The organism is Borrelia sp. HM, assembly GCF_019669085.1.
In the GTDB taxonomy this organism is placed as follows: domain Bacteria; phylum Spirochaetota; class Spirochaetia; order Borreliales; family Borreliaceae; genus Borrelia.
Genome location: NZ_AP024401.1, coordinates 793970 through 807849, shown reverse-complemented (window position 1 = coordinate 807849; position 13880 = coordinate 793970). Strand labels below are relative to the sequence as shown.

At 25.9% G+C, this 13880-nt stretch carries 14 protein-coding genes and 3 tRNA genes; 11 read left to right on the top strand and 6 right to left on the bottom strand.

Annotation, left to right across the window (positions count from 1 at the left end; genetic code table 11):
- Nucleotides 1–134: 134 nt before the first annotated feature.
- From K5563_RS03805 to K5563_RS03795, 3 genes are all read right to left on the bottom strand, one after another.
- Nucleotides 135–218, bottom strand: a tRNA-Leu gene (locus K5563_RS03805).
- Between the two features lie 59 nt (nucleotides 219–277).
- Nucleotides 278–1009 carry a hypothetical protein gene (locus K5563_RS03800; RefSeq protein ID WP_255571090.1) on the bottom strand — a complete coding sequence of 244 codons (732 nt, stop codon included), beginning with the start codon at nucleotides 1007–1009 and terminating at the stop codon, nucleotides 278–280.
- Nucleotides 990–1583, bottom strand: coding sequence for an ATP-dependent Clp protease proteolytic subunit (locus K5563_RS03795; protein WP_221037639.1), 594 nt, complete (start codon nucleotides 1581–1583; stop codon nucleotides 990–992). The genes K5563_RS03800 and K5563_RS03795 overlap by 20 nt, the downstream gene beginning before the upstream one ends.
- A 276-nt stretch (nucleotides 1584–1859) precedes the next feature.
- On the opposite strand from K5563_RS03795, the gene K5563_RS03790 reads away from it, so the two are divergent.
- From K5563_RS03790 to K5563_RS03765, 6 genes are all read left to right on the top strand, one after another.
- Nucleotides 1860–2924, top strand: a complete 1065-nt coding sequence (locus K5563_RS03790) for an FAD-binding oxidoreductase (RefSeq protein ID WP_221037638.1) — start codon at nucleotides 1860–1862, stop codon at nucleotides 2922–2924.
- 351 nt (nucleotides 2925–3275) lie between these two features.
- Nucleotides 3276–4235 carry a ribonuclease Z gene (locus K5563_RS03785; RefSeq protein ID WP_221037637.1) on the top strand — a complete coding sequence of 320 codons (960 nt, stop codon included), beginning with the start codon at nucleotides 3276–3278 and terminating at the stop codon, nucleotides 4233–4235.
- Between the two features lie 21 nt (nucleotides 4236–4256).
- On the top strand, nucleotides 4257–5183 hold the full coding sequence (locus tag K5563_RS03780; protein WP_221037636.1) for an ABC transporter ATP-binding protein: 927 nt from the start codon (nucleotides 4257–4259) through the stop codon (nucleotides 5181–5183).
- Nucleotides 5180–5914, top strand: coding sequence for an ABC transporter permease (locus K5563_RS03775; protein ID WP_221037635.1), 735 nt, complete (start codon nucleotides 5180–5182; stop codon nucleotides 5912–5914). Before K5563_RS03780 ends, K5563_RS03775 begins: the two co-directional genes overlap by 4 nt.
- Before the next feature lie 7 nt (nucleotides 5915–5921).
- Nucleotides 5922–7421 (top strand): Gldg family protein, encoded by a 1500-nt coding sequence (locus K5563_RS03770; RefSeq protein ID WP_221037634.1) that lies wholly within the window; start codon nucleotides 5922–5924, stop codon nucleotides 7419–7421.
- Between the two features lie 13 nt (nucleotides 7422–7434).
- Nucleotides 7435–8439 carry a DUF4340 domain-containing protein gene (locus K5563_RS03765; protein ID WP_221037633.1) on the top strand — a complete coding sequence of 335 codons (1005 nt, stop codon included), beginning with the start codon at nucleotides 7435–7437 and terminating at the stop codon, nucleotides 8437–8439.
- On the opposite strand, the gene K5563_RS03760 is transcribed toward K5563_RS03765, so the two are convergent.
- Together K5563_RS03760 and K5563_RS03755 are read right to left on the bottom strand one after the other, a co-directional pair.
- On the bottom strand, nucleotides 8396–8896 hold the full coding sequence (locus tag K5563_RS03760) for a hypothetical protein (protein ID WP_221037632.1): 501 nt from the start codon (nucleotides 8894–8896) through the stop codon (nucleotides 8396–8398). The two genes, K5563_RS03765 and K5563_RS03760, sit on opposite strands and share 44 nt — an antisense overlap.
- Before the next feature lie 55 nt (nucleotides 8897–8951).
- Nucleotides 8952–10550 (bottom strand): hypothetical protein, encoded by a 1599-nt coding sequence (locus K5563_RS03755; protein ID WP_221037631.1) that lies wholly within the window; start codon nucleotides 10548–10550, stop codon nucleotides 8952–8954.
- Nucleotides 10551–10661: 111 nt separating this feature from the next.
- Between K5563_RS03755 and K5563_RS03750 the strand changes: the two genes are divergently transcribed.
- The 3 genes from K5563_RS03750 to K5563_RS03740 are packed head-to-tail and all read left to right on the top strand — an operon-like array spanning nucleotide 10662 to nucleotide 12942.
- Nucleotides 10662–11126 (top strand): septum formation initiator family protein, encoded by a 465-nt coding sequence (locus K5563_RS03750; RefSeq protein WP_221037630.1) that lies wholly within the window; start codon nucleotides 10662–10664, stop codon nucleotides 11124–11126.
- Between the two features lie 14 nt (nucleotides 11127–11140).
- Nucleotides 11141–12091, top strand: a complete 951-nt coding sequence (locus tag K5563_RS03745) for an ABC transporter permease (protein WP_221037629.1) — start codon at nucleotides 11141–11143, stop codon at nucleotides 12089–12091.
- Nucleotides 12088–12942, top strand: a complete 855-nt coding sequence (locus K5563_RS03740) for an ABC transporter permease subunit (protein WP_221037628.1) — start codon at nucleotides 12088–12090, stop codon at nucleotides 12940–12942. The genes K5563_RS03745 and K5563_RS03740 overlap by 4 nt, the downstream gene beginning before the upstream one ends.
- 11 nt (nucleotides 12943–12953) lie before the next feature.
- Here K5563_RS03740 and nth read toward each other — a convergent pair whose 3' ends face one another.
- Entirely contained in the window at nucleotides 12954–13589 is a 636-nt protein-coding gene (gene nth, locus K5563_RS03735) for an endonuclease III (protein ID WP_221037627.1), read from the bottom strand.
- Between the two features lie 85 nt (nucleotides 13590–13674).
- Between nth and K5563_RS03730 the strand changes: the two genes are divergently transcribed.
- Nucleotides 13675–13748 (top strand) — tRNA-Arg (locus K5563_RS03730).
- Between the two features lie 10 nt (nucleotides 13749–13758).
- Nucleotides 13759–13831: transfer RNA gene (locus tag K5563_RS03725), tRNA-Pro, on the top strand.
- Nucleotides 13832–13880 lie beyond the last annotated feature (49 nt).

Here is a 13880-nt window from a genome sequence, read left to right as displayed (position 1 = left end):
TGCTAATAATTATAACAAAACTTAACATAAAACCTAACCTAACACTTAGTGTATTTTCATGTATATTATTCATCACAGGAATATACATCAATAAAAAACTTGAGAATGCAAAAAAACCAACCTTAAACCTTAAATGCCGAAAACCGGACTCGAACCGGTACGGAGATTACTCCTCAGGATTTTAAGTCCTGTGTGTCTACCATTTCCACCATTTCGGCATTGCTAGTAATAATATAACAATGAAATCATGATGTCAAGAACTAAACATTTACAAAATTCATTTAATCAAAATACTTTTTGGAAAACTATCTATATAAAAATCATTATATAAATAACTTAAGATAACATAAATTAAAGAACGAAAAGATATTTGAGCTGAAAATTTAGAATAAACTCTACTATCAATAGTATTAATTATGTGTATAGGATTAATTGAGTCATAAATTAAACTAAAAAACCCATTCTTAATCAATATATCTAGCAAACTAAGCTCATCTTTATATAAAATAAACAATAAATTATCATATCTACAATTTAAATATTTTATCTGATCATCAACAATAGAAAAATCTAAATTATCATATATTTCTTCATCAAAATTAAAAACAACAATTGCATACTGACAATCCTTAAATATAAAATCAATAATCACACCTAATCTATATTGATAAAATCCTTTGACAAAATCTAAAACTGTAATCTTAATATTCTCTTTAGAAAGAATACTAATAGAAGAGTTATTATTTTGCCTAATAAAATACGCATTTTTCAAATTCCCAAATGAAACTCTATTATTAATCAGATCCAAATCTTCCTTATTAGTTAAATTTTTAATAATAACTAAATCAAAATTTGGCAAAATCATATTATAAGCAACATCGACTAATAAATCTAGAGAAGCCGAATCGTTGGGCACATTAGTAATGCTAAATTCCAAAATGCTAAAATCACTCTTCACATAGTTACAAGAAAAAACTAAAAGACTAAAACTAAGAAATAAATTTTTCAAATTCAAGTCTAGTTGTAATAATTTTAAAAACAAGACCATATTTTATTGCAGACTTACTATCTAACCAAAAATCCCTATCGGTATCTTTTTCAACCTTATCAAGCTTCTGTCCTGTTTCTTTTGAAATTATAAGATTAAGTTCACTCTTAATCTTATTAAGTTCATTTGTATAAATCTCAATATCTGTCGCAAATCCCTTAAAACCACTTAAAGGTTGATGTAACAAATACCTAGCATAAGGCAGAGAAAACCTACTCTTTGAATCTGCACCCAAAAAAATTAGAGCACCAGCACTTGCTACAAGCCCAACTCCAATTGTAAAAACTTTAGCTCTTACAAAACGTATCATATTAAAAATAGCAAATCCAGCATCAATATCACCACCTTCTGAATCAATATAAACAAATATAGGTTTATCGCCATCTGATGCTTCTAAAAATAATATTTTTTCCTGAAACAACCTAGAGGTCTCTTTATTAATCTCTCCAGTAATCACTATTGATCTGCTCTTTAATATAACCTCTAGTGATTGCTGCTGAATTCCTATTTGCATATTCATGTCTTTAAAATCCATAAATTTACCTTTCCAACAAATGTATATGTAATACCTATTATAATGAAAAACAAAAGGTTTTTAAATCTAAAAATACTAAAGAATAGAATTAAAATTATTAACCCATATAAGAATATACCAAAAAGAATAAAACAGAGAAGTATAAATAAAGATTTGAAGGCAAATTCAATTCGCAAAAATACTTTCAAATAAAATAAATAATTTTATTAATTTAATCTTAAAATTGTAAAATTAAAATTATAAAAACAAAATATAACAAAAAAGGGAAAAATATTTATGGAATACGAATTCGCTGTTATTGGAGGTGGAATTGCTGGGAGTACTTTAACTTATGAAATACTACAAAGAAAAAAAAGTGTAATTCTTTTTGACAATGGAAAAGACAAGGCAACAACCACAGCAGGAGGGCTTATTAACCCTATTATGGGAAGAAAAATGAATATTGCTTGGAGAGAACCTGAAATTTTCACATTTGCAATTCAATATTATAAAGAGATAGAGCAAAATATTAACTGTAATTTTTTAAAAGAAAATCTTATTTTTAGACCATTTACTACAAAAACACAAAAAGAAGAATTAAACTCAAAAATCAAAAATGATGAAAATATAAAAAATTTTATTGTAAAAATTAAAAATAAGAAAGTATATGATTTTTCTAATGACAATGATGGAGGCATACTAATAAAAGGAGCAATCCTAAACACCAATTTATATATACAAAAACTTAAAAAGTACTTCATAAACCATAATACATATATAGAAGCAGAAATCAATGAAGATCAAATTAAAGCAAATGATAATTTCTTTATAATAAATGGACTTAAATTCAAAAAATTAATCTTCACAAAAGGATATAAAGAAAAAATAAAAGGATTTTTTTCATATCTTCCATTCAGACTAGCAAAAGGAGAAATGCTTATAATAGAACTTAAAGAATTAAATCTTAAAGAGATTTATAATAGACACGTATCATTAATACCTTTGCAAGACAGCAAATTTTATCTTGGTGGAACTTATGAATGGAAAAATTTAAACACAAGCACAAATGAATGGGCAAAAAAAGAATTACTAGACAAGTTTGAAAAAATTACAAACCTAAAAAATTATAAAATAATCCAACATAAAGCTCATATTAGACCTTCCACACTGGATCTAGAACCTTTTCTTGGTGAACATCCAAAATACAAAAATAAATTTATATTAAATGGATTTGGCACAAGAGGAATATCAATGGCAGCATACTTATCTAAAAAAATTCTAGATTATATTGAGAATAAAACAAATCTTCCAACACATTATGATATAAAAAGATATGAAAATTTTCATAATTCTATAAAATAGATATATTTTATATCCCCTCTTCAACTTCTTCTCTACATTCATATAAGGGATTTTCCTTAAAACTTTATTTAAACAAAGAATTTGTATTTAAAATATTTCTAAATTTAAAAAAAAATAATATAATACTTTAATGTACGAAAAACTAAAATTGAAAATTAAGAAAATGTTTGTTTTCCTATCTTTCATCACAATAAAAACACTTTGTACAGCACCAAGGAGCATTTGCTATTAAATTAAAAAATAATTTTAAAAATATTCAAAACACCAATGAAGAGTCCATAATTATTTTAAAAAGCAATTTTGATACATATCTTTGCATACTAATAAGAAAAAAGAATTGGGAGATTATTTTTGGATTTTAATATTAACATTCTTGGCACAGGAGGAACAAGACCACTACATAATAGATATTTAACTTCCATTTTAGTAGAATACCATGGTGAAAATTTCCTCTTTGATTGTGGCGAAGCCACTCAAATGTCCCTTAGAAAACAAAAAATATCATGGCAAAAAATCAAAATTATTTGCATAACACATTTACATGCTGATCACATAACAGGGTTACTTGGAATAGTAATGCTTATGGCACAAAGTGGTGATACAAGAAGAGAACCTCTAACTATAATTGGACCTATTGGAATTAAAAAATATTTAGAAACAAACATCGAACTTTTGCGAGTACACAAGAATTATGACATAATATACAAAGAAATAATAATAAACAAAACAGAATCTGTTTTGTATGAAGATAAAAGAAAAAAAATTGAATACATAAAACTTAAACATTCAATAGACTGTGTTGGATATTTATTTATAGAAAAAGATAAGCCTGGTAAATTTGACAACCAAAAAGCCGAAAATTTAAATATACCAAAAGGGCCTATTAGAAAAAAATTACAGGACGGATATGAAGTAATACTTAATGGAAAGAAAATATTACCCTCTGAAATACTAGGCAAAGCACAAAAAGGATTAAAATTTGCATATATCACAGATACGGCTTACTTTGAAGAACTATCTATACACATTAAAAACTTTAATCTAGTAATAATTGAGAGTACATTCAAAAATGACTTAAAAGAGGAGGCTAAAAAAAAATTACATTTAACATCAAAATCAGCAGCACAAATTGCAAAAAAAGCAAATGTGAAGCAAACAGGTCTTATCCATTTTAGCGAAAGATATATACTTAGTAAAGATTTATACGAATTACTAGATGAAGCAAAACAAGAATATCCCAATGGAGAAATATTTTTAACAAAAGATGGAATGAGACTCAAATCAAATAAAGATAAATTTATTATAAAATAATAATATCTAAGGAGATAATACATGATAAGTGTAAAAAATGTCACTAAAACATATGGGTCATTCACAGCTCTCTTTAATATTAGCTTTAGGGTTGATAAAGGAGAGGTACTTGGCATACTTGGACCAAATGGAGCAGGAAAATCGACATTAATAAAAATTCTAACATCATTTCACTACCCTAACAAAGGCAATGTAGAAATCTTTGGAAAAGATATCACACAAAATTCAAAAGAAATACTTAAAAATATAGGTTACATACCTGAAAAACTAGCTCTTTACCAAGAACTATCTGTTAAGGAATATTTAGACTTCATATCAGAAATTAAGGGAATTGAAAACCCTACAAAAGAAATAGACAAGGCTATTGATATCTTCAAGCTTCAAAGTGTCAAAAATAAACTAATATCTACACTATCAAAAGGATTTAAGCAAAGAGTAGGAATAGCTGGTGCTTTAATTAATAATCCCAAACTTGTAATACTTGATGAACCTACAAATGGGCTTGACCCAAATCAAATTATAGAATTTAAAGAAGTTTTAAAAGAACTTGCAAAAAATAGCACAATACTATTCTCATCTCATATTTTAAGCGAAGTAGAGTCAATTTGTAAAAGAATAATTATTATCAATAATGGAGAAATTATTGCTGATGATACTAAAGAAAACATAACTAAAAACAGAATGCAAGAAACTGAAATAGATCTAATTGTTTATAAAGATTCTGGAATAACAAAAGAATATTTCAATAAAACTGATATATTTACACTAATTAAAATAGAAGAACATCAAAAAGAAATAAACGTTTCACTAAGACTTGCACCTGATAAAACAGAGAAAGAACTTTTTAATTATGTTGTAAGTCAAGGTATGATATTAAAATCAATGATACCAAAATCTGAAAATTTAGAAAAAATATTTAGCAAACTAACAAAGGAGAGAAAACAATGAAAATAGACTTAAGACAATCCCTAATCTTGTCAAAGAAAGAATTAAAAGTTTTATTTGGAACACTAACTGCATATGTTGTAATGTTATTTTTCCTCATATTTGTAAATTTCTCTTTTATTTTTTTATCAGGATTTTTTATCAAAGACAATGCGTCATTAATGTCTTACTTCTCATCAATGCCAATTATTTTAATGTTAGTGCTTCCTGCCCTTAGTATGGGAATATTCTCAGAAGAATATAAAACAGGAAGCATTGAATTACTTTATGCACTACCAATAAGCCCACAAGAAATAGTATTTGGAAAATTTATTACACTTAAGATATTTACATTAATACTTTTCATACTCACACTACCACTGACAATAATGACAATCTTTATGGGTGAATTTGATCTTGGTATAATTTTCCTTCAATATCTAGGAATAATTCTTTACTCCTTATCAGTACTTAGCATGGGAATATTCATATCATCTATCACTAAAAGTCAAATAGTATCTTATATACTAAGCGTATTCACACTAACAATAATATTATTTTCAGGAAAGTTAGTAATGATATTTGGTAAAGATAATATATTTGGAAAAATACTCAACTTTATCTCAATTAACAATCACTTTAATTACTTTAATATGGGAATATTAAACTTATCAGACCTTATCTATTTTATTACATTTTCAATTACTTTCCTGATGTTAAGCTCATATATCATAAAATTAAAAAAATGGAGATAATTATTTTATGAAAAATAAATACAAAGAGATTTTAAATTTAGCATTAAATCTTACAATAATATTTTTAGTTTTTTGCAACATATCCATATTAATTTTTAAAATAGACTTTACTAAAAACAAAGCCTTTACAATTTCTAAAGTTACAAAAAATTTATTTACAAATGCAAAGGAAAAAGTGTATATTACCTACTATAATTCCGCAAGTCTTGGAAATTATTTTGCATTTCCAGATCAAATAAAAAATTTTCTAACAAGCCTTGCTGACTCTTCAGGTGGGAAATTAATTTACAAAGAAATAGATGCTGATAAATTAAACACTCCTTTAGAACAAATTGGAATTCCATCTCAACAAATTGATCTAAGAGATATTAACCAATTTTCAATACTTAAAATATACTCAGGAATTGAAATAATTTATGAAGGAAAACGCGAAGTACTTCCTATAGTAACAGAAATTAGCAACTTAGAATATGATCTTGCAAGTAGCTTAGATAAATTAATAAACAATACAAAAAAAGTATTAGGACTTATTTTTGGAGATGCCAAATTAAAAGAAATACATAAAAATTTTATAACAATAATGCAAAAAGGTTTTAAAACCGAGGTTAAAGAAATCAATATTAACAATGAAACACTGCAAGATATAAATGGATTATTTATAATTGGTTCTAAAGAAATAAACAAGGAAAATTTGAAAAAAATTGACGAATTTATTGTCAATAACGGAAAAGTATTATTAGCCACAAGTAAAATCGATTATAATCCCCAAAGTCCATATACAACAACTGCAATTAAATCAGAACTCTTTGATTTAATTGAAAGTTATGGTGTTAAGTATAATGAGAATATGATCCTTGATAAAAGAGCCCCAAGTCTTTTTTTAGGTGGCAACTTTCAAACTTATTATCCATGGATCTTAATTGATAAAAGTAATATTGTAGATAACAATAATCCCCTACTTAAAAATTTTTATGACACCATAATTCCTTGGAGTAATTCAATAGAGATTATAGAAGCTAAAGAGAATGAAATAAAATATTTACCTCTGTTTACAAGTTCTAAAGAATCTTGGCAAGTTGATGATAAAAAAATTGCAAGCATAGCCATGCATTCGTTTAACGTTCCAAAAACATTTGACAAAGATGATAAGCAAAAAATTCTTGGATATTCCATTGAAGGACAAATTAAAAGCTTATACAAGGACAAAAAATCTGAAAATTCAAAAATAATTTTACTAGGTTCAAGCATGATATTTAGCGATTATATGTATAATGGTTCACCTTCAAACTTTGAATTTGCAGGAAGAATTTCAGATTATCTAATGAAAAAGGAAGCATTTTTTAGCATTAAATCAAGAGAAGTACGTTCTAAATTAAAATTTATCAATTCATCAACAGAAATGTTAAATGCAAAATTTTCGTTAATAATCATAAATTTAATCATATTGCCTACAGCAATAATAATATTTGGACTTATCAGATTTGCCCAAAAAAGAAGAAACAATTAATAAAGGAGAACTTATGAACAATAAAGAAACGTTGTTAGGAATGAAAGAAAATATAAAAATAGCAATAATTATAATATTAATATCTACATTTTTATTAGGAATAATATTCTCCAATCAAAATAAAGTTGCAAGACTTTTAGAAGAAAAATTTTTTTCAATAGATTTTAAAAAAATTGCAAAAATTGAAACAGAACTTGAAGGTACAATGATAAAATCAGGAAAAGTTTGGGAACTGAAATACAATGATATCAATATTCCAATTGATGAGAAAAGAGTTAACTCTATGATTCAAGATTTGGAAAAACTTCAAAAAAATAAACTCGTAAGTAGAGATCACAAAAAACATAAAGAACTAGGAATAAAAGAAAAGCCAGATTTCAAACTATTTGATGATAAAAATAATCTTTTAACAGAAATATTTATTGGCAATTCAGGAGAAGGAGATTCAAGACTATCTTATATCAAAGGCAGCGACCAAAATGTATATTTAACAGACAACATCTTTTTATCATATAAAGGCAACTCTTATAATACATTTGCAAACACTAAACTTTTTGAAGAAAATAACTCAAAAATAGAAAACTTATCTTTTAAAGTACTAAATAAACTAAAAAAAGATGAGGAAGATACAATAAAAAACGATTATAGTGTATCCACTAAAGATGGTCTTTACTTTTTCAATCAAGAAGTATTACACAAAGAAAGAATCTTACAAATGATCCAAGAATTCATAACAGACGGAATTGAAATAGACACAAGCAAAATCAAAGATTACAATCCACAATATAATATTGAAATAAAATGGAACAATAAAAGTATCAATAATATTGATGTTTATTTCAATAAAAATGAAAAAAATAGAGATATCTTAATCAAAAAAGATAATGATACATATTATTATACCACTAACAAGTGGGCCTTTTTTGAGGCATTCGATTTAGAAAAAAAAATAAATATAAAAGATGATGCTCCGCCTAATGAAGATCATCTACAAGAAAACAATGAGCACCACCATTAAGATCTATATGTATGCGATATATAATGAATATAGAAAAACAAAAATAAAAAAAAGACATTAAAAAAAGATACGAAAATAAAATGTAAAGTATCCTGCTTTTTGGCAGGATATTGTAATATATAACTAAACTAATAAGAACATCATCACTTAATTCAAAATTAATTTTAACCTTTTTTATAAAGCCACTACTCTTAAAAGAAGTTGATTCTAACTTATCTTTTAGTTTATAAATAGAATTATCTTTTGATTTATAAACTAATATCCCATCAACTGATGAAAGTAAATAATAAGAATTAACCAAATCATCCTTAAATAAAGTCTGTTCAAAATAATATTCTAGATTTAAATCTCTAAAAAAATTTATATTATATGACTTTATATCATCTACTAAATTATTAAGATCAAACTCAACTTGGTTTAAAAATTTATTAATAAAATAAAAAAAAGTTAAAAACAAAAATAAAATTGAAGCAATAAAAAATAAAAAATAGTATCTAATTAAGTAGATATTTCTACTCTCTAACTAATAAATGCTTAATTTTTTGTAAAATTTCATATTCTTTCTTAATTGTAAAATTATTGGATTCAGATTTAGATTCCATATCTTCTTCTAATTTACTAATAAATTTAACTAACACATCCCGTTCTTCATTGCTTAAATTAATTTTACTTAAATAATCACTATCATTAAACTTATTTATTATAGTCTCAACATCAGCAAAACTAAAATCTAAAGCAACATTCTCATTTTTCATACCCTCGGTTTGCTCTTTTAAAAAAGATGAATCTAATTTCTCATCCTGTTCCAATTTTTCTTCCGAATCTACTAAATGATTATCATAAAGATTTTCCTCTTCAAGATCTTTAATATGTCCTTGTAAATCTAAACACTCTAAATCTGCCTTTAACACATCTTCAAAATTATCAAATTTGTTTAAAGCAAAAGAAACATTATCAATTTCCTGATTTTGATTTAAGCCATCATCATCAATACTATCACTCCCTTTATGTAAGGCCATATCCAAATCAGAACTTACACTATTTATTTTCTGAAGAGCAATCTCACTAAAATTATTTCCTTTGTCATCCTTTTCCTTAGACTCTTCAATATTCATATCATATAAATCTTTATCTAAAGATTGAATCTTGATTAAGTTACCATTATTCAAATAATCATCAGTTTTCTTTAAATTATCTTCAACATCACACGAAACACCACTTCCTTCCTGTAAAGTCATTAAATCTGAATAATTGTCACTAAGAGGTAAATTATCTAAATGAGAATTATCATTAATTTCTGAATCAACACTAACAGAACCCATATCAACAAGCATATTTTCTAACGCTTTATCATCTCCAAGTGCTTTTATCGTCATATCCTTAGATTGAACATCATTACTATTAATAGTAACATCAGATACACCAAAACCATTCAAAGAACCTACATTTTCTGTATCTAATAAATCACCAATAACATTATTGACATCACTTTCTGATTCTGAAAATAAATTTTGACTTACATCTAAATTACTAGACTCATTGCTAGTAATTCTTTCAGAATAAACATCCGTATCTGAATCATTTTTCAAAGCATTACTATTATCAAAACTTTTTCTATTATCTTTGGCATCATTTATTGAAATTTCATTAAGCCCTCCAAGCAAAGCATCAAGCTCTTCTTGATCAAGTGAAACATTTGGCAAATTATTATTATTATTATTATTATTTTCTTTTTTTACTAAATCGCTAAACTCATTACATTTCAAGCTAGAATCATTACGAGAACCAACTATAAAGTCAGTTGATTTTTTTTTGAAATTAGAATTATCAAATTCTAAAGAACTAGAACTAAAATTATGCCCAAGAAGTTCATCTTCAACTCTTGAAATACGATCTTCAACCTTTTTTAAATAATCAACTAACTCTCCGTGTCTTTGTTTTAAAGAATAATCAAGTTTTAATAATTGCTCACCTAAGAGATCTTTAATCTCTTTAGAATGTAAATGAACAACTTTCTCAGTAACTGATTGGCGTATAAATACACTGTCCATATCGAAATCAACTTCTTCAGGTCCTTGCTCGATAAAAAAAGATTTTTTATGATTTGCCATATTAAATTTTCTCCAAATCTAATCAGTCAATATTTAAACAACCAAACACTTGTATAAGTGTATAATTGTAAATATAATATATTAAAGATATAATTACAAGGTAAAGATAATATGGCTTTAACAAAAAAAATTATATTATCCATTTACATAGGAATAATAAGTTATTTTACAATTGTACCAATATTTGGAGAAATGGGAATTGTGAACTACAAGAAACTAAATAACAATCTAGCTTTAATGAAAAGTCATATTGAAAAACTAAAAGAAATACAAAAAACACTAAAAAAAAAATATATTGCTTTGCAAATATCTAAACCAGCAATCTTAAGAGAGGCAAGTAAGATAGGGTACTATCCTAAAAAATCTATAATCATAAAAAGTCTTGATGAAGATGAAAATTTATACCAAGGAAATATATTAAATATAGAACATAAGGTGGAAAATAAAAACATAGTTAAAAATTTTCACTTCTTTTCAATAATAATTTCACTCATTTTTTATTTTTTATTAAGTTACTTTGATAAAAGAACTATTATTAAAAATGGAGGTAAATTCACACAAATACATTTATTCTAAAAAATATATCATTCATGTTAATTAATGCAATTCTATCAACATTTCTTTGCATATCATTACTCAATATGTTTTCGGACAATAAGCATTCTAATATCCCATTTATACAAAAAAATATATTTAGAGATTATTTGGAATATATTGGAATAATAAAAAGTATTGAAAGCTATAGATTAGCATATGATTTTGACCCAAACAAACCCTTGAGCAAAAATCATTTTGCAAAACATATTGCAGGTAGTCTATACATAGTCTATCAAACAAAATATAAAGGATTAATATGGGGTACGCCTTATAACTCTGCACTTATAAAAGGAGAATCACCAATAAGTGTAATTTTTAGCAAAATGAAGAATACATTAAAAATATCAATCCCAGGTATTATTCTCTCTTACACAACAGCCATTTTGTTCATTTTTGTTTGGACTTTATTCGTCAAAAATAAAATATTAAACAATATTTTAGAATATACATTGCTATTTTTACATTCAATACCAAGAAATTTAACGATCATAATAATAACTTCTTTACTTTACTATCTAAAAACAAATCCAAAAAACTTAATAATAGGCGGATTTGCATGGTTCTTTTCCTTTTTTATATTCAATGCTGTTATTTTTAAACAATCTCTTGATAAAAATTTGTCTGAATTCTATATAACAGCTGCAAAATCAAGAGGAATAAATAATTTTAAAATAATAATATTACATGCATTAATTCCCTCGCTAATTCCACTCATTACTCACCTTAGATCTGTTCTTTCTACAGCTTTCTTTGGTTCATTTTTTATTGAGACAATGTTTGGAATTGATGGAATTGGGGCTTTAACAATCAATGCAATGAGAAATAATGATTACATTGTCTATAGAGATTTATTATTTGTTGGGGTTTTTATTATGCTTATACCAAATTTCATAAGTGATATCTTAATACATAATCTTAATCCTTATAGAGGAATATTAGAATGATACCTAAATTAAAAAAGTCACAGGCCATAATATTACTAGGAATATTTTTTTTAGTTTTAATCATAACTCCTAAATTCATTAATGAAAATTCGCAATTAGCCATATATAAAAAAGATCCAAATAAAATATATAATCAACAAAACAATAATTTACCCCAACTACCAACAGACAAAAATCCTCTAGGAACAGATAAAATGGGAAGAGATATACTAGCAAGACTAATACTTGCTACTAGAAATTCTATTTTACTATCATTTAGTTATGCAGCTATTTCTGCAATAATCGGAGTATTTATAGGAATAACAATAGGAAATTTAAAATTTAAAACTTGTTTGATCATCTCAAAACTAATAGAATCACTACAAACAATACCATTTTCTTATATATTAATGCTAATTTTTTACTACTTTGCAAAGCAAAAAACCTACGGTATACTAGAAGTCGCAGTTACTTTAGCATTAATACATGGCTGGATTAAATTTGCATTCATAGCAAGAAATAATACACTGATAATTAAAAACCTTGATTACGTAAAAGCAAGTAAAACGATAGGTGCAAGTCGATCTAGAATAATAATATATCACATATTTCCAGAAGTTTTTTCATCAATATCATCAATAATTCCTCTACAAATTTCTAAAAGTCTAACTACTTTTGAAATAGTAAGTTTCTTACAAAAATCAGATAAAAGCTCTTATCCAAGCCTTGGAGAACTTTTACAATATATAGAAATGGGAAAAGAATATTTTTGGATATGGGGCAATCCATTAATCATATTAATCACCATTAATATAATATTAACACCAATAAGCTTAAAACTTAAAAAATATATAAAACCTTTTATTTCCTGAGCAAGTCAAAATTAAATAACTCTGGGTACAAATTTGTTTAAAAAACAATCATTACAGGTCTTATTGCGTGACGTACAAATATCTCTTCCATGCTTATTAATAGCCATAGAAAATCTATATTGTTTATCAGGAGATATTTTCTGCTTTAAATCTAATTCAATTTTTAAAGGTGTTTTCTCAATTGTAATTCCATGTCTCATTACAACCCTGCTAAAATGAGTATCTACAATTATAGCAGGCTTGTCATAAATAACTCCAAGAATAACATTAGCTGTTTTCCTACCTACCCCTGGCAAAGATACAAGATCAACAATATTATCAGGAATAATACCTTTAAAATTTTCTAAAATCATTCGTGAGCAATTAATAATATTTTTAGATTTATTTAAATAAAACCCTAATTTATAAATTAATCTCTTAACATCCATCAAATCAGCATTGGCTAAACTTTTAAAATCTCTGTATCTTTGAAAAAGTTCAGGTACAGTTTTATTCACCATATTATCAGTTGTCCTTGCACTTAAAATTACCATTATTAAAAGTTCATAATTATTTTTAAAAGTTAAAAAAGGTTTAACATATGGATATCTAGATAAAGTTTCATCTACAATTAAGTCAATATCAAGCATAAAATAATTATAAACCATATTATAATTCTAATAAAATATAAGTAATAATCATTTTTATTGACAAGGATTTTTCAACATGATATACTCAATTTTAGGCTTAAAAGCGCTAATAGCTCAATTGGATAGAGCAACAGACTTCTAATCTGTAGGTTTTAGGTTCGAGTCCTAATTGGCGCGATTATTTATTCGGGACATGGCCTAGTGGCTAAGGCACCTGCTTTGGGAGCAGGGGATCGTGAGTTCGAATCTCACTGTCCCGATATTGTCCTGATAAAATAGCAGTAAGCCAAAGCATTTTTCAAATATTTC

Coding starts and splice junctions, on each gene's coding strand:
- K5563_RS03790 (WP_221037638.1), top strand. CDS start 1,860: ATGGAATACGAATTCGCTGTTATTGGAGGTGGAATTGCTGGGAGTACT.
- K5563_RS03740 (WP_221037628.1), top strand. CDS start 12,088: ATGATACCTAAATTAAAAAAGTCACAGGCCATAATATTACTAGGAATA.
- K5563_RS03755 (WP_221037631.1), bottom strand. CDS start 10,550: ATGGCAAATCATAAAAAATCTTTTTTTATCGAGCAAGGACCTGAAGAA.
- K5563_RS03795 (WP_221037639.1), bottom strand. CDS start 1,583: ATGGATTTTAAAGACATGAATATGCAAATAGGAATTCAGCAGCAATCA.
- nth (WP_221037627.1), bottom strand. CDS start 13,589: ATGGTTTATAATTATTTTATGCTTGATATTGACTTAATTGTAGATGAA.
- K5563_RS03765 (WP_221037633.1), top strand. CDS start 7,435: ATGAACAATAAAGAAACGTTGTTAGGAATGAAAGAAAATATAAAAATA.
- K5563_RS03780 (WP_221037636.1), top strand. CDS start 4,257: ATGATAAGTGTAAAAAATGTCACTAAAACATATGGGTCATTCACAGCT.
- K5563_RS03770 (WP_221037634.1), top strand. CDS start 5,922: ATGAAAAATAAATACAAAGAGATTTTAAATTTAGCATTAAATCTTACA.
- K5563_RS03775 (WP_221037635.1), top strand. CDS start 5,180: ATGAAAATAGACTTAAGACAATCCCTAATCTTGTCAAAGAAAGAATTA.
- K5563_RS03750 (WP_221037630.1), top strand. CDS start 10,662: ATGGCTTTAACAAAAAAAATTATATTATCCATTTACATAGGAATAATA.
- K5563_RS03745 (WP_221037629.1), top strand. CDS start 11,141: ATGTTAATTAATGCAATTCTATCAACATTTCTTTGCATATCATTACTC.